Consider the following 24,592-nt stretch of genomic DNA (forward strand, 5'->3'; position numbering starts at 1 on the left):
ATCTCGATCATAGCGGCAGGCTGGAGTCCGCGCTCTCCGGTCTGCCGTTGCATTGTCCCTCAGTCCAAGCGGCGCACGGATATCTCGTCGAACGAGATGGTTCCCGATACGAGCTGCTCGGAAGGTGTGCGCGCATCGAGGACAAGGCGGATCTCCTGAGCCGCACATCCCGTTTCCGGGACAACGACATCGAACGAGAAAGCCGTCCAGGCCCGTGTGCGCCCGCCGATCAATGCGCTCTCTCCGATATCCGATGCCTGATCCCCGACACAGCGGACGCGCCATCGCATGCCTCTTGAGGCCTGCATCTCGCCCATGGTGAGACCTTCGACCCGATAGCGCCCGGGCTGCAGACGCATGAGCTGCCTCAAGTAGTCGAGATCCGCGCGCCCCTGTCCGAAGCGGATGACAAGAGCGCGCTCGGCCGGCCGATCAGCCCGGCGTTCGATCGCCGCCGTCCCCCATCCTTCGCGGGCAGGACTCCAGTCGAAAGGCAGGCCCGTCGGTCGGCTCTCGAAGCTGCCATTGAAGAGCGGGCCAACGGACGCGAGCTGCTCAGGCGGGAGGAAGCGCAGCCACGTGGAGTAGGCAAGATCGTAGAACTTCCGCTCGATCAGGAAATTCAGATACCAGCGAAGCTCGCGCGCTGTCGGGGGATGCGATGTCGACTTGAGTGCGAGGAAAAGTTCCAATGGCACGCGCGCATCGGTGACGGCATCCGGCAGTCTCGGAATGAACTCGCGGCGCCACTCCGGCGCCGCAGCAACAGCTTTCACGACCGCTGGCGCGGCCTCGGGTTTCTGAAGCAGCTTGGCAAGCAGCGGCGTGAGAGGTGTTACGGCCTCCCAGTAGTAGCGCATCATGGTATCGACGTGCCGCACAGCAAGCGACCAGTCCTGATGCTTCAGGGCATCGTCGATCAGCCAGCCCAGCACTGCCGGATTCCGCAGAGAACGGTGCGCGCTTGCCTCGAAGAGCGTCTTCGCCTCCTCATCCTTGCCGGCCTGGCGCGCGACATCACCGAGCATGGCAAGTGCGCGTGCATTTTCCGGCTCCTGGGCGAGAATTGCCCGAGCCTGGCGGCCAAGATCGTCCTCGTGCTGGCGACCGGATGGGGCCTGCGCATCCGACGCTGGTGAGACCTTTTGCCGGCGCGCCTGATCCATTGTGCGATCGATCTGCGCCAGCAGGGCGGATGGATCGTCGGCTCGGATGGCCAGCGCCCGACGCGGGTCGATCTCGACCAGAGCGGCGACGAGGCTATGCGTTACGATCGCCCAGAGCAGGCCGGCAGCCAGGACGACGAACACCAGCAAACGAAGCGCTCGCATCCCACGACGCCGTGATGGCGCGATCTCGGCGCTGCTTTCCTGCACGTCTCCGGTTTCAGCCATGGTATCCGTGCAGCGCTAGTGTGATGAACGAGAAACTCGCTCGGGACAGGATTGACGCATCGCGCACTCCGGCATCCAGACCTTAGTGACGACGCTGCCCGAGCAATCGCGCGAGAATGCGCCACCAACGGCCGCGCCGCCTGGCGGAGCTCCTGCCGCTCCACGTGTCGGCCGGCCGTCTGCCAAGGGGCCGCGGCGCACCGCTCGGCACATGACCTTTCCGCTTGTCACCCGCCCGGCTCGATCCCCCGGCTGGCGCACGGTGCGCGGACTTGCTGGCCGCAGCGGTCTTGAGCGCCCTGTCGTACGCGAGACGACGTTCCGCAGTCTTGATGTTGTTCCAGGCTTCTGTGACGCGACCTACGTAGATCGTGCGGGCGCTGTTGGACTCGAGATCGGGGTGGAGCCATCGCAGCAGCAAGGCCATGTTGCGCCGGAGCTGCTCGAAGGACGCATCCGAGCTGGCCCCCAGCGCCCGATAGCAGTCGGCATCGGGATGCAGCAGGATCTGCTCGATGTAGAAGCTCGCGGCCTCGCCCACCGTGTGCTCCGAAAGCCCCGTCACGCGAGCCGCATCCGCGCGCGCGTGTCTTTCATCGGCGACGATGTCGAGCAGCGCATCCACGTCCCGGGGCAAGGGCGCATCTCTGAGCGCGCGCGCGCGCGAGGGTAGCTGCAGAAGACCAACCGCAAGCTCGAGCGCCGTTTCCTCACGCATCACACTGCTATCAAGACTGCGTCAGACGGGCCTGCTCCCGCCCCTGCTCGCCATCCTTCGGACCGCCATAGACATATGGATCGACACCGTAGCCGTAACCGTAGGCATACCCATATCCATAGCCCGCGTTGCGCGCATCGAAGCGCGTGAGTGCGGTGCCAATCACCGGGCCGCGCGCAAACCGCAAGCGCTTGAGCGCGCCGCGGACCTGGCCCGAGCGCGCTTTGCCGGAGCTGACAACGAGAAGCGTCGTGGCGGCGGCGTTGGACAGCAGCGGCGCATCGGCAAGTCCCATGATCGGCGGGCTATCCAGCACGATCAGATCGAAGGTTTCCATGCCGACCGACAGCAACGACAGCAGCCGCGGCCCCGCAAGGAGATCGGCCGCGTTGGTCGGAAGCGGTCCTGACGACATGAAGGTCAGGTTTGGAATGTCCGTGCCCTGGAACGCCTCCGGGGGTGACAGCTCGCCCGACAGGTAGCTGCTGAGCCCCACGGTGTGTTCGAGGCCGAGCTTGTGGTGCATCGAGGGGTTGCGTAGGTCGGCGTCGACGAGGAGGACTCTCAGTCCCATGTTCGCGAAGTGGCGCGCGACCGCCAGCGACGTGACCGATTTGCCTTCTCCGGGCATGGCGCTCGTCACCAGAAGGGACTTCGGCAATCCCTGCTCCGTTGCGAACTGAAGCGCCGTGCAGAGCGATCTGTAGGCTTCGGCAAGACCTGAGCGCGGATCGATGAGAGCTCGTTCGGCTTCGCCCGGCTCTCCGACGTCAGGAATGACACCGAGCGTCGGCAAAGCCGTCACGCGCTCGAGCTCTTCCGGCAGACGCACGGCATCATCGAGGCGCTCGAGGAGATAGGCGGCACCACATCCACCGCCCAGCCCGATCACGAGGGCCATCAGAAGCGCTCGCACGAGGTTCGGTGCGTACGGAGCCCCCGGTGCTTCCGCCCGGTCGACGATGAAGATGTTGTTGGCGCCGATCCCGCCCGCGACATCCACCTCCTTGTGGCGTTGCAGCAGCCCTTCGTAGAGCGTCCTGAGGGTCGCGGCCTCCCGGCGCAGGTTGTCGTACTGGATGCCGCGCCGCTGCAGATCCAGCGTCTCGACGCGCAGCGTCTCGATGCGGGCGCGCATCTCGTCTTCCTGCCGGCGCGCCTGCTCGAAGGCCGCCTTGTGCGAATCCTTGATGGCCTTCACCTCGGCCGCGATCTGCCGGTCGATCTCCTTCATCCGGTTGCTGATCTGCACCATGGCCGGATATCCCGGCTTGAACGTCTGGAGCTTCTCCTTGTACTCACCGTCGAGAACATTGCGCGCGGATCTCAGCCCTTGGACAACGGGGTTGAGAAGGAACTGCGGCAGATTGATCTCGTCGATCTTCTCGACCTGGCGCCAGAGCTGCTCGGTCTTGATCCGCTCCGCAATCAATCCGCCAAGTGCGGCATTGGCAGCCGAAAGATTGGCTTCGGCAATCGAAGACTTCTCGCTCGTGACGACGAACTCTTCCTTCTCGGCGAAGGCGACGACCGCCTTCTCCGCTTCCTCGTGGCGCACCTTCAGTTGGACGAGCTGATCCTCGAGAAAGGCCTTGGCATACACGTTGGCCTGCAAGCGCCTGTCGAGATTGGATGCAATGAAAGCATCGGCATAGGCATTGGCGACGCGGGCCGCGCGGGCGGGCGATGGATCCGAGTAAGAGATGTCGACGAGGCGGGAGCCAGGAAGGGGCCGGACCGACTGATTGGACGCAACGATCCCAGCCGCCGCCTCTTCGAGAGCCGCCTTGCTGGGCGTGACTTCCTCCTGCGCGGCCGCCCCACCGAGGAACGAGCGGGCAGCCTCCAGGATCGAAAATTCCCGGGGCTTGAAGAAATCCGGGTCATCGGCAAGTCCGGCCAGCTTCGAAACGCGCTGCGCGATGGCATTGCTGCGCAAGAGCTCGATCTGAGTCCGCAGGAATGCGTCGCCTGTTTCCGGCTGCTCGACCTGTCCGCGCTCGACGATCTTGAGGCTTTGCGGCTCGACCTGAACGCGAACGGCGGCGCTGTAGAGCGGCGTGATCATCAGGGTGCGCAGGCCGCCGATCGCGACCGCCACAAACGCAATGGTCAGGATGAGCCACTTGCGCTTGAGGGCGATGCGGAGGGACTCGAGCAGCAGGCGCCGGAACTCGTCATCGCGCGGCTCGTCATCGTGCGGGGGACCGCCATAATAGCCGCGCGCCAAGGTCGCGTCGCTTTGCGCAACGAGCCGGCCGCCATTGCCTTCAGGGACTCCGGGCGCCACCGCTCGGCCGTGCGACATCTAACACACCTGGCACTAACTTCGCACTTCTACAACAAGGTCGCGAACATGCCGACCATCGGCAAGGCCTTCATGATGTCATTATAAAGCTTCTTCGCCGCGGACGTGCCGACGATCACGACGTCGCCCTGCATGACGGGAGGATCGGGCGCCCGGCCGGCTTTGATCTCGTCCACGTCGAAGCGCGCGGCTTCGCGCGCGCCCGTCGCGGTGCGGAAGACCATCACCTCGCTGCCATCGGCCACTTCCTTCAGGCCGCCCGACGTGGCGATGAGCTGCACCAACGACATCTTGCCTCGGTAGGGGTACACACCGGGCGAATTCACCGCGCCTTCCACCGTCACGCGCTGGCTGTTGTATTCGCGCACGAAAACGGTCACTTGCGGATTCTGGAGGTATCGGACCCCATACCTCTTCTTCAAATCCTGCTCGAGCTCGCGCGCCGTCACGCCGCCTGCACGCACATCGCCGACCAGCGGCAGGTTGATCGTTCCGCTCTCGGCAACCTGCACGCTCTTGGTGAGATCAGGAGCTTGATAGACAGATACTTCGAGGACATCCTGCGGGCCGATGCGGTAGCCGTCACCACCGGCCGCAGTGCCCTTGACCTCGAGCTCCCGCACTTCCCGCAGCAGCTTCGCCGACTTCCTCTGCTCCGCGCCGCTCGGCGCGCTCTGCGGAGGTGGTGCACCCAGGCTTGCCGTCGCCACCGTCGGCACGGTCGCCCCCGAGGCCATGGTCGCCTCGTTCAGGTCGGCGCCGCAGCCGGAAAGCGCAAGCGCCATAGCAATTGGCGCGAGCAAAACCCCAATTCCCCTGAGAAATAAACTAATCGGCATTGCCCCACTCCCAACGCAGGCACACGTCCCCACAATCCAGTGCCCTTGGAATGCCCAATGTTCGCAACGGCTGAACGCTAACACACTCAGAAGCGCACAACGAGCAGCATCTTGAATGCGGAGCGAGCCACATTGCGACCATATTTGGAGCACATTCCCGCGGCGGTGGCCGCTAGGACAAGGGCCTTGCTGATCGGCACGCCGATTCAATCCGGCTTATGTGACAGAATGAGCACATTCCCGGACGGGCCCTGTCTGCTTGCGCCACCCATTTGACATGTAAGCAACTTATGCTGCCGCTCTGTGGCGCTTGCGCCTTCGAATAGGCCGGGTTAGCAATGGTCGGCCGTGGCGGCGGTCCAGATTTTTTTGTTGGCGTATTTAAGAGCGCTCCATGAACGATGGTTTTGGCCCCGCCCTCGATGCTCACTCATCCGAAGGCGTCCCGACGCGGTGGATCGCGATCAACACGCATCCCCATCGTGAGCACATAGCCGTCGAGCACCTCAACAGGCAGAAGTTCGCCGTCTACTGTCCCATGGAGCTGAAGCGCGTCCGACACGCGCGGCGCACGCAGGATGTCACGCGTCCGCTCTTCCCGGGCTACATCTTCGCGGAAGTGATGCCCGATCTCATGATGTGGCGCCCCATTCTCTCCACCTATGGCGTGCGCGCGATGATCCGCGTCGGCGACCGACCGGCCTTCATCGACAAAAAGTTCATTCAAGCCCTGAGGGATCGCGAGGTCGACGGCGTCATTGCGAAGCCGCTCAGGCCTTACGAGGTCGGGCAGCAGGTTCGCCTCAACGGCGGGGCCTTCGACGGCCTCATTGCAACGATCATCGAGATGGACGAACGCGAGCGGCTGGTGCTGCTCGCGAGCCTCCTCAGCCAAACCGTCCGGCTAAAGGTTGTCGCGAGCCACGTGCGCCCGCTCTAGCCGTTGAAGCCGTGGCTCGATAGCTGCCGGGCATCTGGCCGGGCGCCCCCTCAAAAGAGGGGGCCGGCCCCGGCCCTCGTACCTACGCAACCACCTTGTTCTTCAGCGTGCCGAGCCCGCTCCAGGAGATCTCGAGCTCGTCGCCGGGCACGAGAAAACGCTGCGGAATGCGGCTGCCGCCGGCACCGTCCGGCGACCCGGTCGAGACCATGTCACCCGGCTGTAGCTGCGCGAAGCCCGACACGTACGCGATGAGCGTCGGAATATCGAACACCATCTTGGAAACGGTGGTCGACTGCACCTGCTCGCCGTTGAGCTTGGTCGTGAGCTGCATCGCACCCACATCGGCGATCTCGTCGGCCGTCGTGAACCACGGTCCGCAGCCGCCCGAGGCATTGAAGTTCTTGCCCGCGCCGACCGAGTGCTTCTGCCAGCCGCGCACCGAGCCGTCGTTCATGATCGTGTAACCGACGATGTGGTCGAACGCCTTTTCCTTGGGAATGTGGCGACCCGCCTTGCCGATCACGAGCACCAGCTCACCCTCGTAGTCGAAGGTCTTGGCTGGCTCGCCCTTGGGATACTCGAGCGGCTCGTTGTGGCCGGTGAGCGCGTCGTGCGTCTTGATGAAGAGCGAGACGTCCTTGGGCGGCGGCACATCGCCGTCGACCGGATGGCGCTTCGGGTAGTTCACGCCAATGCAGATGATCTTGCCGGCATCGTGCAGCGGCGGCAGATAGCGGATCGCATCGAGCTTGAGCGACGGCGTCTTGCCCTTTGCCCACGACGCCACCTCGGCCAGCGCATCGGCGGCCAGGACCGCTCGGATGGTCGGGTACTTCTGGATGAGCGCGGCGTCCGCCGGAATGATGCCGCCGCCGGCCGCATCCGGCTCCACGACCACGCCCCAGCCCTTTTTGCCGCCCTGCTCGTAGCTGACCAGTTTCATTTCGTCTCCGCCCTGTCTGGAAGATTTTGCTGGCCATTCATGCACTAAGGCGACGGGGTCGCGCAAGGTGGCACGAGTGTCCCGCTTCCGACTAGAGCGGCTTTTCGCCCGCACGGCGTTCGAGCTCGGGAATGATCGTCGCCCGCTCCTTCAGAAAGGGGTTCACGGCCAGAGCCTGATAGTAGGCGTCCAGTGCCTCCTTCCAGCGTCCCGCCTGGGCGTGGATCATGCCGCGGCCGGCGAGCGCCCCGAAGTGGCGCGGCTCGATGGCCAGGACCTTTTCGATGTCCGACAGCGACTGCTCGTGCTCGCTCATGAGGAAGAGCACCGTCGCGCGCTTGTTCCAGGCTTCGGCAAAGCCGGGTGCAGCCTCGATAGCCTCGGAAAAGCGATCATGAGCCGCTCCGAGCTGGCGCACGGAGAGATAGCCGATGCCTTCCTCCATGAGCCTGTCGACGTCCACGCGCCCGGAACGCATCCACACCTCCCAGATGCGCGCGACCACCGCGTCCGCCTCGTCGTCCCCGCGCGCGACCTTGAGACCTTTGAAAAGCGCATCGAGCGCGCGGGCGCGCTCCTCGCCCGAGGAGCCCTGGGGAACATCCGACGACTGGCCCCAGGCTGGCAGCAGGCCCCCATTGGCGGCGGCCAACATCAGCAAAGCCAACACCAGCCAAGACGCCGCTGAGCGGCACTCCCGTCTGTGCTTCGACATGGCTCACCTCCTGCCGCGCACCGCCACCATGGGACTGTCACCCGAAACGCTAACGCACGCGGATGAACTCCGCTAGATTTGAGCGGAAGAGACCAATAACAGGGTGGAGACGACCGGCATGGCCATTCCGCGCACCGTGTTCGGCGAGGAGCACGAGATGTTCCGCGCCACCGTCAAGGATTTCATCGAGCGCGAGATCGCACCCCACCACGACAAATGGGAAAAAGACGGCATCGTCCCGCGCGAGCTCTGGCGCAAGGCGGGCGAAGCCGGTCTGCTGCTCACCGGCATTCCCGAGGAATACGGCGGCGCGGGCGCCAACTTCCTCATGAGCGCCATCCTGATCGAGGAAATGTCCAAGGGTCTTTATTCCGGCCCGGGCTTCCGGCTGCATTCCGACATCGTCGCGCCCTACATCCTGCACTACGGCAGCGAGGAGCAGAAGCGCTCGCTGCTCCCGCGCATGGCGCGCGGCGAGATCGTCACGGCTATCGCCATGACGGAGCCCGGCACAGGCAGCGACCTGCAGGGCATTCGCACGACCGCGGTCCGCCAGGGCAATGAGCTCATCGTCAACGGCCAGAAGACCTACATCACCAATGGCCAGCTCGCGGACGTCATCATCGTCGCCGCCAAGACGGATCCAGGGGAAGGCGCCAAAGGCATCTCGCTCGTGATTGTCGAGGCAGATCGGCCCGGCTTCGCGCGCGGGCGCAATCTCGAGAAGATCGGCAACAAGGCGCAGGATACGTCCGAGCTCTTCTTCGACAACGTGCGCGTGCCGCCCTCGAATGTCCTTGGGGCCGAAGGCAAGGGCTTCTCCCATCTCATGCAGGAGCTGCCGCAGGAGCGCCTGATCGTCGGCCTCGCAGCCGTCGCGATCATGGAGGCGGCGCTGGAATGGACGCTCGCCTATACGCGCGACCGCAAGGCTTTCGGAAGGCCGATCGCCGACTTCCAGAACTCGCGCTTCAAGCTCGCTGAGGTGGCGACCGAGGTGCAGGTCGCGCGCGTGTTCGTCGACAAGTGCCTTGAGCTCCACATCGCCGGTCAGCTCGATGTGCCGACGGCCGCCATGCAGAAGTGGTGGCTGACGGAAGTCGAGGGGCGCGTGCTCGACATCTGCCTGCAGCTCCACGGCGGCGCGGGCTTCATGTGGGAATATCCGATCGCGCGCGCCTTTGCCGACGCGCGCGTCCATCGCATCTTCGCCGGCACGACCGAGATCATGAAGGAGATCGTCGCGCGATCGCTGATGGTGGGGAGGTGAGGCCTTCCCCTTCTCCCCGTTCTTACGGGGAGAAGGTCGGGATGAGGGGCAGCGGCAAACGCCGACGTCAGCACGTGTCGCCGCCCCTCACCCTGGCCCTCTCCCCGTAAGGACGGGGAGAGGGGACTAGTGATCACCCAAACTGCACGGCGTAGACCGGCGGCAGCGTGTGCGAGACGCACGCCCAGCTCTCGCCTTGATCCTCGCTCACCCAGAGACCGCCCGTCGTCGAGCCCATGGCGAGGCGATCGCCGCTCTCGTCGATCGCAAGCGCATGACGATAGACCACGTCATAAGCGTGCGACTGCGGCAGCCCCTTCGTCAGCGTCTGGAATGTCTTGCCGCCATCGCGCGTGCGCGTCACGACGAGCTTGCCATCGACGGGAATGCGCTTCTCGTCCTTGATCTCGGGGACGAACCACGCCGTATCCGGCTCACGCGGGTGCACGACGACGGCAAAGCCGAACGCCGAGGGCTTCACGTCCGTCAGCTCGGTGAAGTTGTGCCCCTCATCCGACGAAACGAAAACGCCGTTGTGATGCTGCACCCACATGCGGTGCGGCGCCGCCCGGCACTGCGCGAGGCAGTGAACATCCTGCGCATTGGGTTCGCTCACCTGCTCGGGCGGCATGTATTCGGCGCGCATGCCATGTCCGCGCTGCGTCCACGTTTCGCCCGCATCCCCGGTGTGCCAGATGCCGCCGGTCGAAACGGCGATCGAGACTTGCTTTGAATTGCGCGGATCGACCAGGATCGAGTGAATACCCGGAAGATCAGCGCCGCCGCCGGCCCACATCTTGCGCAGAGGATGATCCCAGAGTGCGCGCACGAACTGCCAGCTCTGGCCATCGTCCTTCGAGCGGAAGAGACCGCCGGGGAGCGTCCCGCACCACAGAACACCCGGCTCATCGGCGCCTCCCGAGACGAGCGCCCAGATACGCACGGTGCTCCAGGGCAGCGGCCGGCCCCACATGTCGTTCTCTTCGAGCCCCTCGGGCTTTTCAGGATAGGCGGGCGTCGCGATCTCCTCCCAGCCATCCGCGGTGGAGCGATGCACCTTCACGCCGAAATGGCCGTGATCGAGGGCCGCGTACTTCCGGCCGCTGCGCCTATCGCTCAGTGCGAGCGTCACGTTGTCGGCGAGGAAGTCGACCTTGGCGATCTCCCAGCCGCGGCCTTCGCGTGCGACTGTGAACAATCCTTTGCGCGTCGATACGAGAAGTTCGTCGCTCATCGTGATCTAGCCTCCCGATAGTGCTTGAAACACGTAGATGGTGCTGCGATCGCCGACGGCATCGCCCAGATCTTTGCGATCCGAGATCATCACGCCGTCGATGAAGATCGTCATGTGCCGGCGCAGCGCCGCTTGATCATCCAGCACGTAGCTGCGCGCCTGCGGGTTCGCCGCAAACACCGCATCCAGCACCTCGCGCACAGTCGCGCCCGGCGCCTCGGCCTCGGGACACGCGACGTGCCGCTGGATGTTCGGCGTGAAGACGACCCGGGCCATGGCGGCTGCCTCCGTTGCCGAACTACTTGCCGGCGTACGCGCGCTCGAGCGTGGCGATGTCGAGCTTCTTCATCTGGAACATCGCTTCCATGGCGCGCTTGACGCCCGCCTTGTCCGGTCCCTTGAAGACGCGCGAAAGAGCACTCGGCACAATCTGCCAGGACAGCCCGTACTTGTCCTTGAGCCATCCGCACTGACTTTCAGCGCCGCCATCGGCCGTGAGCTTCGCCCAGAGATCATCGACCTCCGCCTGGCTTTCGCAGCTCACCGAAAGCGAAATGGCTTCGTTGAACTTGAAAATCGGACCGCCATTGAGGGCACTGAAGCGCTGTCCCTCGATCTCGAACTCCATGACCATCACCGAGCCGGGCTTGCCGCGACCACCCTCGCTGTAGCGCGAGACGTCGATGATCTTCCCGCCCTTGAAGACCGAGAGATAGAAGTTGACGGCCTCCTCGGCGTTGTCGTCGAACCAGAGGAACGGCGTGATCTTCTGCTTGGCCGCCATAACTCAAACTCCTTCCTTCGCGGGAACGGCGCTCATGTCCATCCAGAATGGCTCCCACACGTGACCATCGGGATCGGCGAACGCGCGACCGTACATGAAGCCCATATCCTGCGGCTCGCGCGCATCCTTGCCGCCCGCTGCAACGGCCTTGCGCATGATCTCGTCCACGGCCTCGCGGGAGTCATAGCTCAGCGCGACGAGCACCTGCGTCACCTTGTTCGCATCGGCGATCTCGTTCTTGATGAAGCTCTTGAAGTGCTTGTGCGTCAGCAGCATCGCATAGCTGTGGCCTTCGCTGATGATCATGCCGGCTGCGTCGTCGTTGGTGAAGCGCTCGTCGAACTTGAAGCCCAGCGCCGTGTAGAATGCGATCGTCCGCTTCAAATCCTTGACGGGCAGATTGACGAATACACTCGTGCTCATGATGACCTCGGGTTTTGCGCGTTGATCAATCAGCCGGACTTCGCGAAGCCGCTCAAAGCTGGACAATCGGGACGAAGCCGCCCCAGAACATCCGCTTGCCATCGAATGGCATGTTCGCCGGGTCGCCTTTGAGGCGCGGGTCCTTCATGACGGCGGCGGTTGATGCGGTCACGATCCTCGCGCGACTTGTAGGTGATCCACGAGAACACGACGGTCTCGCCTTCTTCGAGCTTAACGGCTTGCGGAAACGACGTGTGCACACCTGGCTTTACATCCTCGCCGATGCACTCGACGAACGAGAGCGCGCCGTGATCCATCCAGACTTTGCCGGCGAGCGACGCCATTTCCTTGTAGGCATCCAGGTTCTTGATCGGAACGGGAAGCACGTAACCATCGACATACATGGGCATTCTCCTTGATCGGAAAGGAAGAGAGGTCGGACTACTTCTCCGAGGCGATCGACCACATGACACCGAACGGGTCGCGCAGGACGCCATAGCGGTGGCCCCAGAACATGCGCTGCACAGGCACGACAACCTCGCAGCCGGCATCGACGGCGCGCTTCCATGCCGGATCGACGTCCTCGACCTGCAGGTGCAGCGTGTAGCCCTGTGGTTTGACGTCCGGATAGCCGTGCTCCGGGAATGGATCGCACAGCATGAGCGAGCCACCATTCACATAGAGGTGGATGTGCATATCGCGGCCCTTCTCGTCGGGCGGCGCACGCCCCACCTCCTTGGCACCGAAGGCACGCGCATAGAACTCGGCAGCTTTCGCCGCACCGTCGAGCTGAAGGTAAGGCGCTACGCCACCCCGAATCTCGACCTCTCCGGCCTTGCAGGCCTCACTCGGCATCGCTTGTTCGGACATCGATCCTCCATAGTTGGTCAAAGTTGCCGTTGGGCGCTCTGTTTGATCCGAGGACGATCTGGCGCGGCGACCGCCGACACCCGCGATCAAGAATTTTTCTCAGGCACCTTCTTTTTTCCGCCAGCTCGTGCCGCACCTGCGAGCTTGTCGAGCTGGAGGCGTATGTGCGCGGCCTCCGCCGGCGTATTGGCAAGCGCGATGGCACGATCGAAGGCGACCTTGGCCTCCTGCATCCGCTCGAGCTCGAGCAGGAATGCGCCGCGCGCACCGTGGAAGTAGAAATAGCCGTCGAGTTGGCCGGCAAGCGGCTCGATCATGGCGAGTGCAGCTTCAGGCCCCTCGGCTTTCGAAACGGCAACAGCCCGGTTGAGCGTAACGACGGGCGATGGCTGCATCTGCTCGAGCGCCCCGTAGAGCAGCGCAATCTGCGCCCAATCGGTGTCCTCGGCGCGTGCAGCACGCGCGTGGAGCGCCGCAATGGCTGCCTGCACTTGATACGGACCGGGCCGGCGATGGCGGAACGCCTTGTCGACGAGCGCGAGACCTTCCGCGATCAGACTGGAGTTCCAGCGGCTGCGATCCTGGTTCGGGAGCAGCACGGTGTTTCCGTCATCGTCGAAGCGGGCATCGGCACGCGCGTGCTGCAGGAGCAGCAAGGCCAGAAGCGCCATGATCTCGGGCTCGACCGGGAACAGATGAAGCAGCAGGCGTCCGAGGCGGATTGCCTCCTCGCAGAGTACGGCCCGCGCGCCCTGCTCGGCCACGTCATTCGTGTAGCCCTCATTGAAGAGCAGGTAGAGCACGCCGGCGACAGCGGCGATCCGCTCGCTGCGCTGGACCGCTCCCGGCGCCTCGAAGGGCACGTTGGCACCGCCGATCCGCCGCTTCGCGCGCGTGATGCGCTGCTCCATGGCCGCATCGGTCACGAGGAAGGCGCGCGCGATCTGGGCAACCGACAAGCCCGACACGATGCGCAGTGCGAGTGCGATCTGCTGCGTCGCCGGCAGCTCGGGGTGGCAGCATACGAACAGAAGACGCAGGATGTCGTCGCGGTAGTCGGATGCATCGAGGCGCTCGATCGTCGGCGTCTCGCTGTCGGAGAGATCCGAGATCGCGTCTTCCTCGGGGAGCGGCTGCAGACGGCGCTGCCGCCGCGTCGCGTCGATCGCGGCATTGCGACCGACCATGATTAGCCAAGCCGCAGCATCGCGCGGCGGACCCTGGGTCGGCCACAGGCGCAGTGCCCTGAGGCAAGCCTCCTGGCAAGCCTCCTCGGCCATGTCGAGATCGCGGAAATGGCGGAGCAGCGCCGCAACCACGCGGGGACGCGCGGACGTCAGAACGGCGTTGATCCAGCGAGTGTCCGTCACGGCGCCTGCTTTCCGTCTTTGAAGGTACCGACCGGCCGGATCTCGTAGGCACCGCCCGGATTGGCCTCGGCCAGCTCGCGCGCAACGGCGAGCACCTCGTCCAGGTTCTCGGCATCGACGATGTAGAACCCGAGAAGCTGCTCCTTGGTCTCGGCAAATGGCCCGTCGATGACGATCGGCGGCTCGCGATCCTTCCTGAGCGTCGTCGCGGCCGTCGTCGGCAGGAGGCGCGCGACCGGCCCGAGCTTGCCCTGGCGCGCAACCTTCTCGTGCACGACCGACAGCTTCGCCATCACGGCGGCGTCCTGCTCCTTGGTCCAAGCACAGACCACGTTCTCGTCGTGGTAGCAGAGGATGGCGTACTGCATCGGGCATCTCCATGTGATCACGCTTCAAGGACGAACGAGAGCAGGCGCGGCCGACAGCCGCCACCAAATTTTGCGTGCGGACCAAACGACTGATCCGCCAAGCAGTTAACCGGATATTTGCCATCGTCGGCCTAGGCTCGAGCATGGCGCGCATTCTCATACTGCTGGCGATCGCCGCGATTACCTATGCGGTCATCCTGCCGGGACCTCCCGGCGGGCCGGTTCTTGTCGACCCATCCGCTGCTGCGGCAGTAGCGCCTTCTGCGACCTCCAGCCTGCCCGGCCTGGACCTCCTGTCGCTGGGGATCGGCCTGATTGTAGGCTTCATCCTCGGCTGGCTGTGGCAGTTGCCCTGGCGGACGGTTCCGGAGCTCTTCCGTGAGGTCGCCTTCCGCTCCATCCGGGGCATCGGGCTCGTCGGCCTTGCCATGGGCGCAGCCGCCATCCTGCTCTTCTACTGACAGGGACGCGCTCATCCCTGACCGGTTCCCGTGGGCCAGCGCCTGAGGCTGCCCGGCGGAAAAATCCACTCCGGCGTGACGAACGGCTGATCAGGCCCCAGACGAAACCAGGGCGAGCCGTCCGGCGTGTCGCGGCCCTTGAGAACATGCATGTCCTGCGCCGGCATGAAGCTCTGAATGAGCAGGAAGCGGCGCTCGCCTGTCGTCGGATGCTCGGCGACGTCGGCGACCAGCACGGCATGGCCGGGGAAGCCGCCCTTGATGATCACATCGCCAATCTCGACGCGGCCATCCCGCACGGGAAGCAGCTCGCGCTCCAGTGAATGCGTGCCCGCCCACGTGAAGACCGTGTCCATGTAGCGTCGGAACGAGGCATAGCTCGCATCGGGCGGCGACCGCTTGGCCCAGACGAGGGCGCGTCCCTCCGCGCGTGGGCGCTCGCCGGCTGCCCAGCGGCTGAAGGACATGGGCTTGCTTCCGCCCGTGTCATTGAAGGCAATGCGCCGGGTCTCCCCGCGCGCGAATTGCCACTCGGCCCTGAGCCGCATGACCGCATCCGCACACTGCTGGAGGTCACGCATGCCGGTATCGATGTCGATCACCGCGGCATGGACGTCCTGGCGCCACTTCGGTGCGCCCGTGTGGAGAAGGACGGGTGTGCCATCGGGCTTCAGCGGCAAGCCGCGCAGCCACGCGGCAAAGCTCCCCTCCGGCACCGGAATGCGCACAAATCCCTCCGGCGGCACGAAGCGTCGGCCGAGCCGGTCGCTCTCGGCAGGCATCTCGGATCGCCAGGCATACTGCCCGGCTGGGGCCGCGCTGCTCGTGCCTGCAAGCGCCGCCATGACGACGAGCATGGCCGCACTCATCTGCCGGATAACTTGCATATCCCTGCCTCTGACGTTTCCTCCGGGCTTTCCTTGACCAGCAACGCGGCCACAGGGCTTTGGCATATTCATGACCCCAATTGACAGCGTGACGTCAGGAGCCAATGTCAGAGAACGAAGCAAGGGTGCGGGGCCGACGGGGAACGGGAGAGCGAGGCGATGTCGTCGCTGCTGACATCGGCGCAGAGGGAAGCCTTCGTGCGGCGCGTGCGCGTCGAGATGGCGAAGCGCGGCCTCACGCGGACGGCCCTCGCCGAGATCGCCGGCTGCAAGGAGCGCACGCTCGGCAATCTGCTGGCCGGGCAGCCGGTGCGCGACGCGACCGTTGCCGGCGTCGCACGTGGCCTATCGATCGACCTCGACACGCTGCTCGGGGGCCCCGTCGGCAATGGTGCCTCGGACGGCAGTATGCAGGGCCGTGCCGATGAGAGCTACGGCGGCTACCTGCTCTCGGCCTACGAGGACTATCTCGGCCCCTACCTCGCCTATCGCCGCGTATTCTCCCGGCGCAATGCCATCTATCGCTCCGTCTACGAACTCGACTGGGACGAGGATCTCTCGCGACTGCGGTTTCTGGAGTTGCAAGGGAATCCCAACGGCCGCGGCGCCGATGCCTCGACCCAGCACGCCGGCGGCGTGTACATCAGCCCGCACACGGGAATGCTGCAGCTTCTCACGACCTTCCAGGGGGCGCTGCGCCTCGTGACCCTCAACCGCTTTCAGCGCGGCAGCGACAAGCTTCGCGGCGTCATCCTCACGCAGAGCGACCGCGAGCGCTTCTATCAGCCCGCCGTATCCGCGATCTTTCTCCATAAACTGAAGGGCCGCCAGCGCCTTTCGGAGCTCGAGCGCCGCATCGGAACGCTGGAGCCGGATCATGCCGACTTCGGCACGGCCATGGCGGAGATCGAGGAAATCGAGCGCTCGGCCATCTTCATGGCCGGGCCGCTCAGCGAGAAGTAGCGCAAATCCTCCCCTCTCCCCGTTCTTACGGGGAGAGGGCTAGGGTGAGGGGCGGCGGCACACGCAAACGTCAGCGCAAGCGGCCGCCCCTCACCCCGACCCTCTCCCCATTGAAGACAATGGGGGGAGGGGGAAAATGCAGTCACCTAATTCTCGCCCACGCGCCGCAGATGCTCCTGCGCTGCCGCGTGCCCCGGCTGGATCTCGAGCGCGGCGCGATAGTCACGGATGGCTGCCTGCAAATCGCCCTTGCCTTCCCAGGCGCGACCACGCTCGATGAATGCCTCCGGCGCACGGCGGAAAATATCCAGCGCACGATCCGCGTCGTTGATCGCCTCGTCGAATGCGCCGCTCTCGACATGACTGCGCGCCCTGCGGATATGGGCGAGCCCGTTGCGCGGCTCCAGGGCGATGAGCTGCGTGAGATCCTGGATGGCCGCGCGGTGATTGCCGAGGGCGACGTGGATCTCGGCGCGCAGGGTCAACGCAGCCCCGAGGCGTGGATCGGCCTCGATGGCGCGCGAGACATCCTCCAAGGCGCGATCGAGCCGCGGACCCTGGGCCTGATGAAGCCGTGCGCGATTGAAGAGCGCGAGCGCGTAGCGCGGATTGATCTCGAGCGCCTTGTCGTAGTCGGCGAGCGCACCGGGGAACTCCCGGATCTGCACGCGCGAGAGGCCGCGGTTGTTGTAGAGAGCGGCATCATCGGGACGTATTTCGAGGGCACGGTTGTAGTCTGCAATGGCGAGATCGAACGAGCGTTGCGACTGGAGCGCAAAGCCGCGCTGCGCATAGGCGCGCCACTCCCGCGGATCGAGCTCGATGGCGCGTGTCAGATCGGGGATTGCCCGCGCGTGCTCGCGGGCCTGATTGCGGGCCCAGCCGCGCACGAAATAGGCCTCGGCAGCCTCGGGATAGCGCTTGATGACATCATCGCAAGCACTGATCGCCTGCTGATACGGTCGGTCGACCCGGCATGCGGTGGATCTCAGATCCGGGCGCTGGACAGCGGTGCCGCCCGACTCGTTCGGCGTCGATACAGGCGGTGGCGGCTGGCGCGCGGCGGTCTGCGTCTCACCGGTCCTACCAGAGAGACGGTCAAGCTTGCGCCGCATCTCCTCCACGATGTCGTCCGTACTCGGGCGCTTGCCCGCGGGCCCGCTTGCTGGCGGCGCAGGCTGTGCCACAGGTGGGGATGCCGGCTCAGCCGGGAATGACGGCGAGGTCGGCGACGTCGGCACCGTGAGCTGCTTGCCCGTCGCCTGCTCGAGCGCGCGCTTCGCCTGCTCGATGATCTCGTTCGGCTTGAAAGGCTTCGGCTCGGGCTCCCGGGGCGGAACGGCGTGCGAGGGTGGTGGCCGGTCAGGAAGGCGCGCATCCCTCGGCAAGGTGGTCGACGGCGGCGGGACTGGCTGTCGGGCTGCGGTCTCCCGCTCGCGGCGGCGCGCCTCCTCGTCTGCCTTTGCCTTCTCTTCTGCAGCCTTTTGCCGGCGCGCTTCCTTCTCGGCCGCGCGTTTCTCGTCCTCCCGGCGCGCTGCAGCCTCGCGCTCGGCTGACTTGCGAAGCTCTTCGCGGCGCTGCGCCTCCTGCCGCTCCGCAGCCTTGCGTGCTTCCTCCTGCTGGCGGGCGGCCTCGCGCTCGGCAACCTTACGGGCTTCTTCCTGACGCTCAGCAGCCTTGCGCGCCGCTTCTCTGCGCGCCTCCGCCTGTCCGGGCAGCGACCACACGCCGAGCACGTTCGTCGCGCCGAGGAGCAGGACGAGCGCAATGCCGATAACGATCAGAAAGCGCGCCGGCGATGTGCCACGATCGGCAAGCCCGGCCGTATTCTGGTCGAGCGTCGAGCGCGTGCGGCGCGTCTCGGTTCTCCTCGCGACTGCGGACGGGCCCGGCTCAGTGCCGGTCTCCGGCTTTGGATCGTGCTCCGTCATAATTTTTCACCGAGCCTCGTCAAATTCTCGCGTGCTGCCGTGAAATTCCCGTCGGCATCGAGGGCGCGCCGATAGTCGGCGACGGCCTGGTCGCGATTGCCCTGTCGCTCGTATGCGACGCCGCGCGCATTGAGCGCACGCGCCGAGCGCGGGTTCAGCTCGACCGCGGTGTTGAAGTCGGTCAGTGCCTTGGCAAGATCCTTCAGCTCGAGATGGCTGAGCCCGCGGTTCTCGAAGGCGAGCGCATATTTCGGATTGAGCTCGATCGCCCGGTCGAGATCGGCGATGGCGCGCGCATGATCGCCCTGGCCGAGCACGACCGACCGCGCGCGATTGTTGTAGGAGAGCGGATAGCGCGGATTGATCTCGATGGCCCGATCGAAATCGGCGACAGCGCGCGCAAAGTCTTTGAGGTCCATGTAAGCGACGCCGCGATCGTTGTAGAAGCCCGCGCTCTGTGGGCTCAGCTCGATGGCCCTGTTGTAGTCGGCAAGCGCGCGATCGAAATCGCGCATACGGACGTAGGTAAGCGCCCGCTGGGAATGCGTCGCCGCATTGTCCGGCTGAAGCTGCAGGGCGCGATTGAAATCCGTGAGCGCACGCTCGGGCTGCTGGCGCTCGCGCAGAGCCCAGCCGCGCACGGCATAGGGATCTGCATAGTCATTGTGCTTCGCGATGATCTCCGAGCAAGCCGGAACGATCACCGACAGAGGTTTCGAGGTCTGGCAGTCGCTCTCGGCCAGATTGGGCCGCGCAGGCACTGGCGGCGGGCGACCTTCCTCCTTGGCCTTGCTCTTCTCGGCCTCCTCGCGGGCGCGCCGAGCCGCGGCGTCGTCGGCGGCCTCACGCTGTGCCTCGCGCTCGCGGGCGAGCTTCTCCGACTGGATGCGATCGGCCTCGCGCCGCTCCATGGCAATGCGCTGCTTTTCGATCGCCTCCTTCACCGGGCCGGGGCGCTTGCGCTCGACTTCGAGACGCGCATCGCGCTGGCCGTCGGACTCCCAGAGCCCGGCATAGTTCGATCCGAAGATGAGAACCGTGGCGGCGAGCGCGCCGATGGCCACCCTGCGTCCGAGGCGCGCATCGCGGTCCGTGGACGCGCGACCAGCGCCGCCGAACGACCCTCCCGTATCAAACCGGCGCTGTGGCTGAACTACCGAGACGCGCGGCTTGGCCACGGCAGGCACGGAGGTTGTCGATGCCGGCTTTGCCCCCGTGTCGCGCTGCTGCCCGCTGCCCCATTTGGCCGGCTTGTCGCTACTCATGGAACGGCCATCCTCCGGCAAATTCCAGCGGGCGTGGCGAACTCGTCGATTCGCCGTCAATCCGCGCACTGTTGCACCAGCGGCAGAGTGCGCGCAACCGATAGCCATTGATAGTCAAGGGAATTGCCGCGCATGTGGCTTGCGCGCTGAGGTGTGGCGCCACCCAGCCGCCGCGCTATGGTGGGGCATGGCGCCGGCACCACGCTCGAGCGCGCAGGATCATAGCTATAAGGGAGGACGTCATATGCCATCGCTCGATGGGCGGGTCGCCATTGTCACGGGCTCGGCCCGCAATATCGGCCGCGCGACGGCGAAGATGCTGGCCGGCGAGGGTGCATCAGTCGTCATTCACGCGCGCAAGGACAAGGAAGGCGTCGACGAGGCCGTCGCCCTGCTCAAGTCCGAGGGCGCGGCGGCCATCGGCCACATCGCCGATGTTTCCACGGAAGCCGGCGCGCAGAGCCTGATCGAGGCGGCGGTCGGCCGCTTCGGGCGCGTGGACATCCTGGTCAACAACGCCGCCATCCGCCGCAACACGCCCCTCGTCGAGATGACCTATGCCGAATGGCGCGAGGTGCTGGCCAACAGCCTCGATTGCGCCTTCCTGTGCACACGCTACGCCGCCCCGCACATGATCAAGGGGGGCTGGGGCCGCATCGTCAACATCGGCGGCATCTCCATGTTCAAGGGCACGGCGGGGCGCACGCACGTCTCTGCCGCCAAGGCCGGCATGATCGGCATGGCCCGCTCGCTCGCTTCCGAGCTCGCCCCCCACAACATCACGGTGAATGTCGTCGCCCCCGGTGCCATCGATACGGTCCGCAGCGGCGCGGCCGGCGCCCGGCCGAGCGGGACGGCCTCTTCCGCCAATCCCATGGGCCGCGATGGGCGCCCCGAGGAGATCGCCCATATCGTCACCATGCTGTGCAAACCGGACGCGGCCTACACCACCGGCCAGACCATCGAGGTCAATGGCGGATCGCACTACCTCTGAGGGTGGCCACGGCGCGCCGAGGGCCTATGGCTCTCGGCCGCACACGGGTCGCAGTTGAAAGCGCTCCACCGGGCCGCTAAGAGAAGCGCATCATGGTGCTTCGCGCGTCCATATGCCGTTCCAGGCGAATTCGCGTCCCGGCCGCCTCCGGGCGCCGGGTCAGGGCACGTCTGCCAGCCAGAAGTGCACGTCAATTCAACACGTAAGGCTTACCGGACGCATCGCGGCCCGGCGCCACTACGATCTGAGACGGAGCGGGCTCCACTGAGGCCGCCTCCCGACCGTCCGAGCCCCCGAGGCTGACCTCATGAACGACACTACGACCCAAGCGCGCGACTGGAGCAAAACGCTCTTCCTGCCCAAGACCGATTTTCCCATGAAGGCCGGGCTCCCCCAGATGGAGCCGCGGATGCTCGAGCGGTGGGCGAGGATCCGCCTCTATGACAAGCTGCGCGAGACCGCCAAGGGCCGCGCCAAGTTCGTCCTCCACGACGGCCCGCCCTACGCCAACGGCAACATCCACATCGGCCACGCGCTCAACAAGATCCTCAAGGACCTCGTGACGCGCTCGCAGCAGATGCTTGGGCACGATTCCAACTACGTGCCGGGCTGGGACTGCCACGGCCTCCCGATCGAATGGAAGATCGAGGAGGAGTACATGGCCAAGGGCAAGGCCAAGCCGAACCTCAAGGACCCGGCGGCGATGAAGGCATTCCGCGCCGAATGCCGCGCCTTTGCCGAGCATTGGCTCAATGTGCAGCGCGAGGAGTTCAAGCGCCTCGGCGTCGAGGGCGACTGGGATCATCCCTACACGACCATGACGTTCCCGGCGGAAGCCCAGATCGCACGCGAGCTCATGAAGTTCGCCGAGACGGGCCAGCTCTATCGCGGCTCGAAGCCCGTCATGTGGTCGGTCGTCGAGAAGACCGCGCTCGCCGAGGCCGAGGTCGAGTATCAGGACTATCAGTCGGACATGGTGTGGGTGAAGTTTCCGGTGGTGAAGGGGAACCTGCCCACTGGAAGCGCCGTCGTCATCTGGACGACGACCCCGTGGACGATCCCCGGCAACCGCGCCATCTCGTTCCACTCGAAGATCGAGTACGGCCTCTACGAGGTCACGGCATCGCCCGAAGGCAACTGGGCCAAGGCCGGCGACAAGCTCGTCCTCGCAGACAAGCTTGCGGCCGACGCCATGAAGGCCGCGAAGGTCGAGGCTTACGAGAAGCGTGCGACCGTCAGCGCATCGGACCTCGCGAATGTCGTCTGCGCCCATCCGCTCCGCGATGCAGGTCTCGGCGGTTACCAGTTCAACGTGCCCCTCCTCGACGGCGATCATGTCACGGACGACGCGGGCACCGGCTTCGTGCACACGGCGCCGGGCCACGGCCGCGAGGACTTCGACATCTGGACAGCCTCAACGCGCCTCCTGCAATCGCGCGACGTCGATCCGGCGATCCCCTACACAGTCGACGAGAACGGCGCCTTTACGAAGGATGCGCCGGGCTTCGAGGGCAAGCGCGTCATCACCGACAAGGGCGAGAAGGGCGATGCCAACCAGGCCGTCATCGACGCGCTGGTGAAGGCCGGGATGCTGCTCGCGCGCGGGCGCCTGAAGCACCAGTATCCGCACTCCTGGCGCTCGAAGAAGCCGGTGATCTTCCGCAATACACCCCAGTGGTTCATCCACATGGATAAGGAGATCCCCTTCCTCGAGAAGATCTCGCGCGAGTTGCGCGCGAAGACAGCTTCGGCCAGTGGCACAGATCACAATCAGCCGATCCCGAAGACACTGCGCGAGGTCTCGCTGCAGTCGATCCGCGATACGGAGTGGGTGCCGAAGTCGGGCGAGAACCGCATCACGGGCATGATCGAAGCCAAGCCCGACTGGGTCATCTCGCGCCAGCGCGCCTGGGGCGTGCCGATCACCGTGTTCGTGCGCAAGAGCGACGGCGAGGTGCTGGTCGATGCCAAGGTCAACCAGCGCATCTATGACGCCATGTATGCCGAGGGCGCGGACGCGTGGTTCTCGGATACCGACGGCGCGCGCTTCCTGAAGCCCGACCACAATCCGACCGACTTCGAGAAAGTCAACGACGTGCTCGATGTCTGGTTCGATTCAGGTAGCACGCACAGCTACGTCCTCAATGATCCGCATTTCCCGAGCCTCATGGGCATCGAGCGGCAGGTCGACGGCGGGCGTGATCGCGTGATGTATCTCGAGGGCTCGGACCAGCATCGCGGCTGGTTCCATTCCTCGCTGATCGAATCCTCAGGCACGCGCGGCCGCGCGCCTTTCGACGTGGTGCTGACGCACGGTTTCTGCCTCGACGAAAAGGGGCAGAAGATGTCGAAGTCCGTCGGCAACGTGACGGCGCCACAGGACGTCATCAAGACCTCGGGCGCGGACATCCTGCGCCTTTGGGTGGCGGCCTCGGACTACTCGGACGACCTGCGCATTGGGCCGGAGATCCTGAAGAACTTCGTCGAGACCTATCGCAAGATGCGCAACACCTTGCGCTGGATGCTCGGCACGCTCGCGCATCACGATGCGGCGCAGGAAGTGGCACCGGCCGACATGCCGGAGCTCGAGCGCTACATGCTCCACCAGCTCGCTGCGCTGGAGCCGATCGTCCGCAAGGCCTATGCCGAGTACGACTACAAGCGCGTCGTCTCGGCACTCGCGCAGTTCATGAATACCGAGCTTTCGGCCTTCTATTTCGACGTGCGCAAGGACGCTCTCTACTGCGATGCGCCTTCGAGCATCCGCCGGCGCGCGGCGCTCACCTGCGTCGAGCATATCTTCCAGTGCGTGACGACATGGATCGCGCCGATCCTCGTCTTCACGTCCGAGGAAGCTTGGCTCATGCGCTATCCGAGCGAGGACAGCTCGGTGCACCTCGAAACGTTCAAGGCGGCACCCGCCGATTGGCGCGACGAAGCCCTCGCCCAGAAGTGGGAGCGCATCAGGCGTGTGCGTTCGGTGGTCACTGGGGCGCTCGAGATCGAGCGGGCAGCGAAGCGGATCGGATCGAGCCTCGAAGCGGCGCCGGTGGTCCACGTGACGAACAGCGAGCTCGCCGCTGCACTCTCAGGCGTCGACTTCGCCGAGGTCTGCATCACATCGAGCATCAAGGTGGTCGATACGCCGGCACTGGACGGCGCCTTCACGCTGCCGGAGGTCTCGGGCGTGGCCGTCGTCCCGGCTCGCGCCGAGGGCCGGAAGTGCGCGCGCTCCTGGCGGATCACAACGGATGTCGGGAGCGATCCAGCCTATCCCGACCTCTCCGCCCGTGATGCCGCCGCAATGCGCGAGCTGGATGCGGCATGAGCGAACTCGAGGAGCGAGCGGCACCAGCCAATAACCTCAGCCGGCGCAGTGGCTGGCTCTGGGGTGGGCACGCGCCGCTCGGGTTCTCGCTGCTGCTCGCAAGTTTCGTGATCGACCAAGCCTACAAGTGGTGGATGCTCAACGTCTATGACATCGCCACGCAACAGCCTGTACAGATCACGCCGTTCTTCGAGCTCGTGTTCGTCATCAACAAGGGGATCAGCTATGGCATGCTGGCCCAGGACGGACATGGCGGACAGTGGGCACTCGCCGGATTCGCGCTGCTGACCTCGATCGGGCTCTGGATCTGGCTCGTGCGCGGCGGCGTCGGGCCGCTGATTGCTGCATCGCTCGGGCTGATCATCGGTGGGGCGCTCGGAAATGCGCTCGACCGGGTCGTCCTCGGTGGCGTTGCCGACTTCTTCCACTTCCACGCGTATGGTTGGAGCTGGTACGTATTCAACCCTGCCGACGTGGCCATTGTCGCCGGCGTGGTGGGGCTGCTATACGACTCGTTCAAGCCGAGTCGCAATGAGGCCGCAAAGGGCTCATAACTAATAGGCATTCCGCCGTCTGACGCGCCC

Annotated in this window: 23 protein-coding genes and 1 pseudogene; 7 read left to right on the forward strand and 17 right to left on the reverse strand. The window is 65.3% G+C overall.

Features of this window, described 5'->3' with window-relative positions; translation table 11 throughout:
• Positions 1-59: 59 nt before the first annotated feature.
• From CS1BSM3_RS11280 to CS1BSM3_RS11295, 4 genes are all read right to left on the reverse strand, one after another.
• Positions 60-1,394, reverse strand: a complete 1,335-nt coding sequence (locus tag CS1BSM3_RS11280) for a tetratricopeptide repeat protein (RefSeq protein WP_143149173.1) — start codon at positions 1,392-1,394, stop codon at positions 60-62.
• Between the two features lie 82 nt (positions 1,395-1,476).
• The gene (locus CS1BSM3_RS11285) at positions 1,477-2,112 is read right to left on the reverse strand and encodes a J domain-containing protein (protein ID WP_072387195.1); all 636 of its coding nucleotides are present in this window, start codon (positions 2,110-2,112) and stop codon (positions 1,477-1,479) included.
• A gap of 10 nt (positions 2,113-2,122) precedes the next feature.
• On the reverse strand, positions 2,123-4,420 hold the full coding sequence (locus CS1BSM3_RS11290; RefSeq protein WP_072387196.1) for a GumC family protein: 2,298 nt from the start codon (positions 4,418-4,420) through the stop codon (positions 2,123-2,125).
• Positions 4,421-4,449: 29 nt separating this feature from the next.
• On the reverse strand, positions 4,450-5,259 hold the full coding sequence (locus CS1BSM3_RS11295) for a polysaccharide biosynthesis/export family protein (protein ID WP_072387197.1): 810 nt from the start codon (positions 5,257-5,259) through the stop codon (positions 4,450-4,452).
• Positions 5,260-5,653: 394 nt separating this feature from the next.
• Between CS1BSM3_RS11295 and CS1BSM3_RS11300 the strand changes: the two genes are divergently transcribed.
• A complete protein-coding gene (locus CS1BSM3_RS11300) occupies positions 5,654-6,199 on the forward strand; it encodes a transcription termination/antitermination protein NusG (RefSeq protein WP_072387198.1) in 546 nt (181 codons plus the stop codon).
• A gap of 82 nt (positions 6,200-6,281) precedes the next feature.
• Here the strand turns inward: CS1BSM3_RS11300 and CS1BSM3_RS11305 are convergent, their stop codons facing one another.
• Both CS1BSM3_RS11305 and CS1BSM3_RS11310 read right to left on the reverse strand, forming a co-directional pair.
• On the reverse strand, positions 6,282-7,145 hold the full coding sequence (locus tag CS1BSM3_RS11305; RefSeq protein ID WP_072387199.1) for a fumarylacetoacetate hydrolase family protein: 864 nt from the start codon (positions 7,143-7,145) through the stop codon (positions 6,282-6,284).
• A gap of 91 nt (positions 7,146-7,236) precedes the next feature.
• Positions 7,237-7,860 (reverse strand): tetratricopeptide repeat protein, encoded by a 624-nt coding sequence (locus CS1BSM3_RS11310; RefSeq protein ID WP_143149174.1) that lies wholly within the window; start codon positions 7,858-7,860, stop codon positions 7,237-7,239.
• A 118-nt stretch (positions 7,861-7,978) separates the two neighbouring features.
• Here CS1BSM3_RS11310 and CS1BSM3_RS11315 point away from each other — a divergent pair, with 118 nt between their 5' ends.
• Positions 7,979-9,130: an acyl-CoA dehydrogenase family protein gene (locus tag CS1BSM3_RS11315; RefSeq protein ID WP_072387201.1), complete on the forward strand. Its 1,152-nt coding sequence runs from the start codon at positions 7,979-7,981 to the stop codon at positions 9,128-9,130.
• A 133-nt stretch (positions 9,131-9,263) separates the two neighbouring features.
• Here the strand turns inward: CS1BSM3_RS11315 and CS1BSM3_RS11320 are convergent, their stop codons facing one another.
• The 8 genes and pseudogenes from CS1BSM3_RS11320 to CS1BSM3_RS28250 form a co-directional block, all read right to left on the reverse strand.
• On the reverse strand, positions 9,264-10,364 hold the full coding sequence (locus tag CS1BSM3_RS11320) for a WD40/YVTN/BNR-like repeat-containing protein (protein WP_072387202.1): 1,101 nt from the start codon (positions 10,362-10,364) through the stop codon (positions 9,264-9,266).
• 6 nt (positions 10,365-10,370) lie between these two features.
• The gene (locus CS1BSM3_RS11325) at positions 10,371-10,640 is read right to left on the reverse strand and encodes a MoaD/ThiS family protein (RefSeq protein WP_072387203.1); all 270 of its coding nucleotides are present in this window, start codon (positions 10,638-10,640) and stop codon (positions 10,371-10,373) included.
• Positions 10,641-10,662: 22 nt separating this feature from the next.
• On the reverse strand, positions 10,663-11,148 hold the full coding sequence (locus CS1BSM3_RS11330; protein WP_072387204.1) for a VOC family protein: 486 nt from the start codon (positions 11,146-11,148) through the stop codon (positions 10,663-10,665).
• A 3-nt stretch (positions 11,149-11,151) separates the two neighbouring features.
• Positions 11,152-11,571 carry a VOC family protein gene (locus CS1BSM3_RS11335; protein WP_072387205.1) on the reverse strand — a complete coding sequence of 140 codons (420 nt, stop codon included), beginning with the start codon at positions 11,569-11,571 and terminating at the stop codon, positions 11,152-11,154.
• 52 nt (positions 11,572-11,623) lie between these two features.
• Positions 11,624-11,975, reverse strand: a pseudogene (locus tag CS1BSM3_RS11340) (DUF1428 domain-containing protein).
• A gap of 37 nt (positions 11,976-12,012) precedes the next feature.
• Positions 12,013-12,441: a VOC family protein gene (locus tag CS1BSM3_RS11345; protein WP_072387206.1), complete on the reverse strand. Its 429-nt coding sequence runs from the start codon at positions 12,439-12,441 to the stop codon at positions 12,013-12,015.
• Between the two features lie 86 nt (positions 12,442-12,527).
• A complete protein-coding gene (locus CS1BSM3_RS11350) occupies positions 12,528-13,811 on the reverse strand; it encodes an RNA polymerase sigma factor (protein WP_072387207.1) in 1,284 nt (427 codons plus the stop codon).
• The gene (locus CS1BSM3_RS28250; protein WP_072387208.1) at positions 13,808-14,179 is read right to left on the reverse strand and encodes a YciI family protein; all 372 of its coding nucleotides are present in this window, start codon (positions 14,177-14,179) and stop codon (positions 13,808-13,810) included. Before CS1BSM3_RS28250 ends, CS1BSM3_RS11350 begins: the two co-directional genes overlap by 4 nt.
• Before the next feature lie 74 nt (positions 14,180-14,253).
• Between CS1BSM3_RS28250 and CS1BSM3_RS11360 the strand changes: the two genes are divergently transcribed.
• Positions 14,254-14,640, forward strand: coding sequence for a hypothetical protein (locus tag CS1BSM3_RS11360; protein ID WP_174263676.1), 387 nt, complete (start codon positions 14,254-14,256; stop codon positions 14,638-14,640).
• Positions 14,641-14,651: 11 nt separating this feature from the next.
• Here the strand turns inward: CS1BSM3_RS11360 and CS1BSM3_RS11365 are convergent, their stop codons facing one another.
• Complete coding sequence (locus CS1BSM3_RS11365) at positions 14,652-15,527, reverse strand: DUF4846 domain-containing protein (protein ID WP_244540481.1); 876 nt, start codon at positions 15,525-15,527, stop codon at positions 14,652-14,654.
• Between the two features lie 159 nt (positions 15,528-15,686).
• Here CS1BSM3_RS11365 and CS1BSM3_RS11370 point away from each other — a divergent pair, with 159 nt between their 5' ends.
• Positions 15,687-16,490 (forward strand): helix-turn-helix domain-containing protein, encoded by an 804-nt coding sequence (locus CS1BSM3_RS11370; RefSeq protein WP_072387211.1) that lies wholly within the window; start codon positions 15,687-15,689, stop codon positions 16,488-16,490.
• Between the two features lie 146 nt (positions 16,491-16,636).
• On the opposite strand, the gene CS1BSM3_RS11375 is transcribed toward CS1BSM3_RS11370, so the two are convergent.
• Both CS1BSM3_RS11375 and CS1BSM3_RS11380 read right to left on the reverse strand, forming a co-directional pair.
• A complete protein-coding gene (locus CS1BSM3_RS11375) occupies positions 16,637-18,421 on the reverse strand; it encodes a tetratricopeptide repeat protein (RefSeq protein WP_072387212.1) in 1,785 nt (594 codons plus the stop codon).
• Positions 18,418-19,686 carry a tetratricopeptide repeat protein gene (locus CS1BSM3_RS11380; RefSeq protein ID WP_072387213.1) on the reverse strand — a complete coding sequence of 423 codons (1,269 nt, stop codon included), beginning with the start codon at positions 19,684-19,686 and terminating at the stop codon, positions 18,418-18,420. Before CS1BSM3_RS11380 ends, CS1BSM3_RS11375 begins: the two co-directional genes overlap by 4 nt.
• Before the next feature lie 244 nt (positions 19,687-19,930).
• On the opposite strand from CS1BSM3_RS11380, the gene CS1BSM3_RS11385 reads away from it, so the two are divergent.
• The 3 genes from CS1BSM3_RS11385 (at position 19,931) to lspA (ending at position 24,562) form a co-directional block, all read left to right on the forward strand.
• Positions 19,931-20,680 carry an SDR family NAD(P)-dependent oxidoreductase gene (locus CS1BSM3_RS11385; protein WP_072387214.1) on the forward strand — a complete coding sequence of 250 codons (750 nt, stop codon included), beginning with the start codon at positions 19,931-19,933 and terminating at the stop codon, positions 20,678-20,680.
• A gap of 307 nt (positions 20,681-20,987) precedes the next feature.
• Positions 20,988-24,008 carry an isoleucine--tRNA ligase gene (gene ileS / locus CS1BSM3_RS11390; protein ID WP_072387215.1) on the forward strand — a complete coding sequence of 1,007 codons (3,021 nt, stop codon included), beginning with the start codon at positions 20,988-20,990 and terminating at the stop codon, positions 24,006-24,008.
• The gene (gene lspA / locus CS1BSM3_RS11395) at positions 24,005-24,562 is read left to right on the forward strand and encodes a signal peptidase II (RefSeq protein ID WP_083528520.1); all 558 of its coding nucleotides are present in this window, start codon (positions 24,005-24,007) and stop codon (positions 24,560-24,562) included. The genes ileS and lspA overlap by 4 nt, the downstream gene beginning before the upstream one ends.
• Positions 24,563-24,592: the final 30 nt, after the last annotated feature.

Source organism: Hyphomicrobium sp. CS1BSMeth3, assembly GCF_900117415.1.
In the GTDB taxonomy this organism is placed as follows: domain Bacteria; phylum Pseudomonadota; class Alphaproteobacteria; order Rhizobiales; family Hyphomicrobiaceae.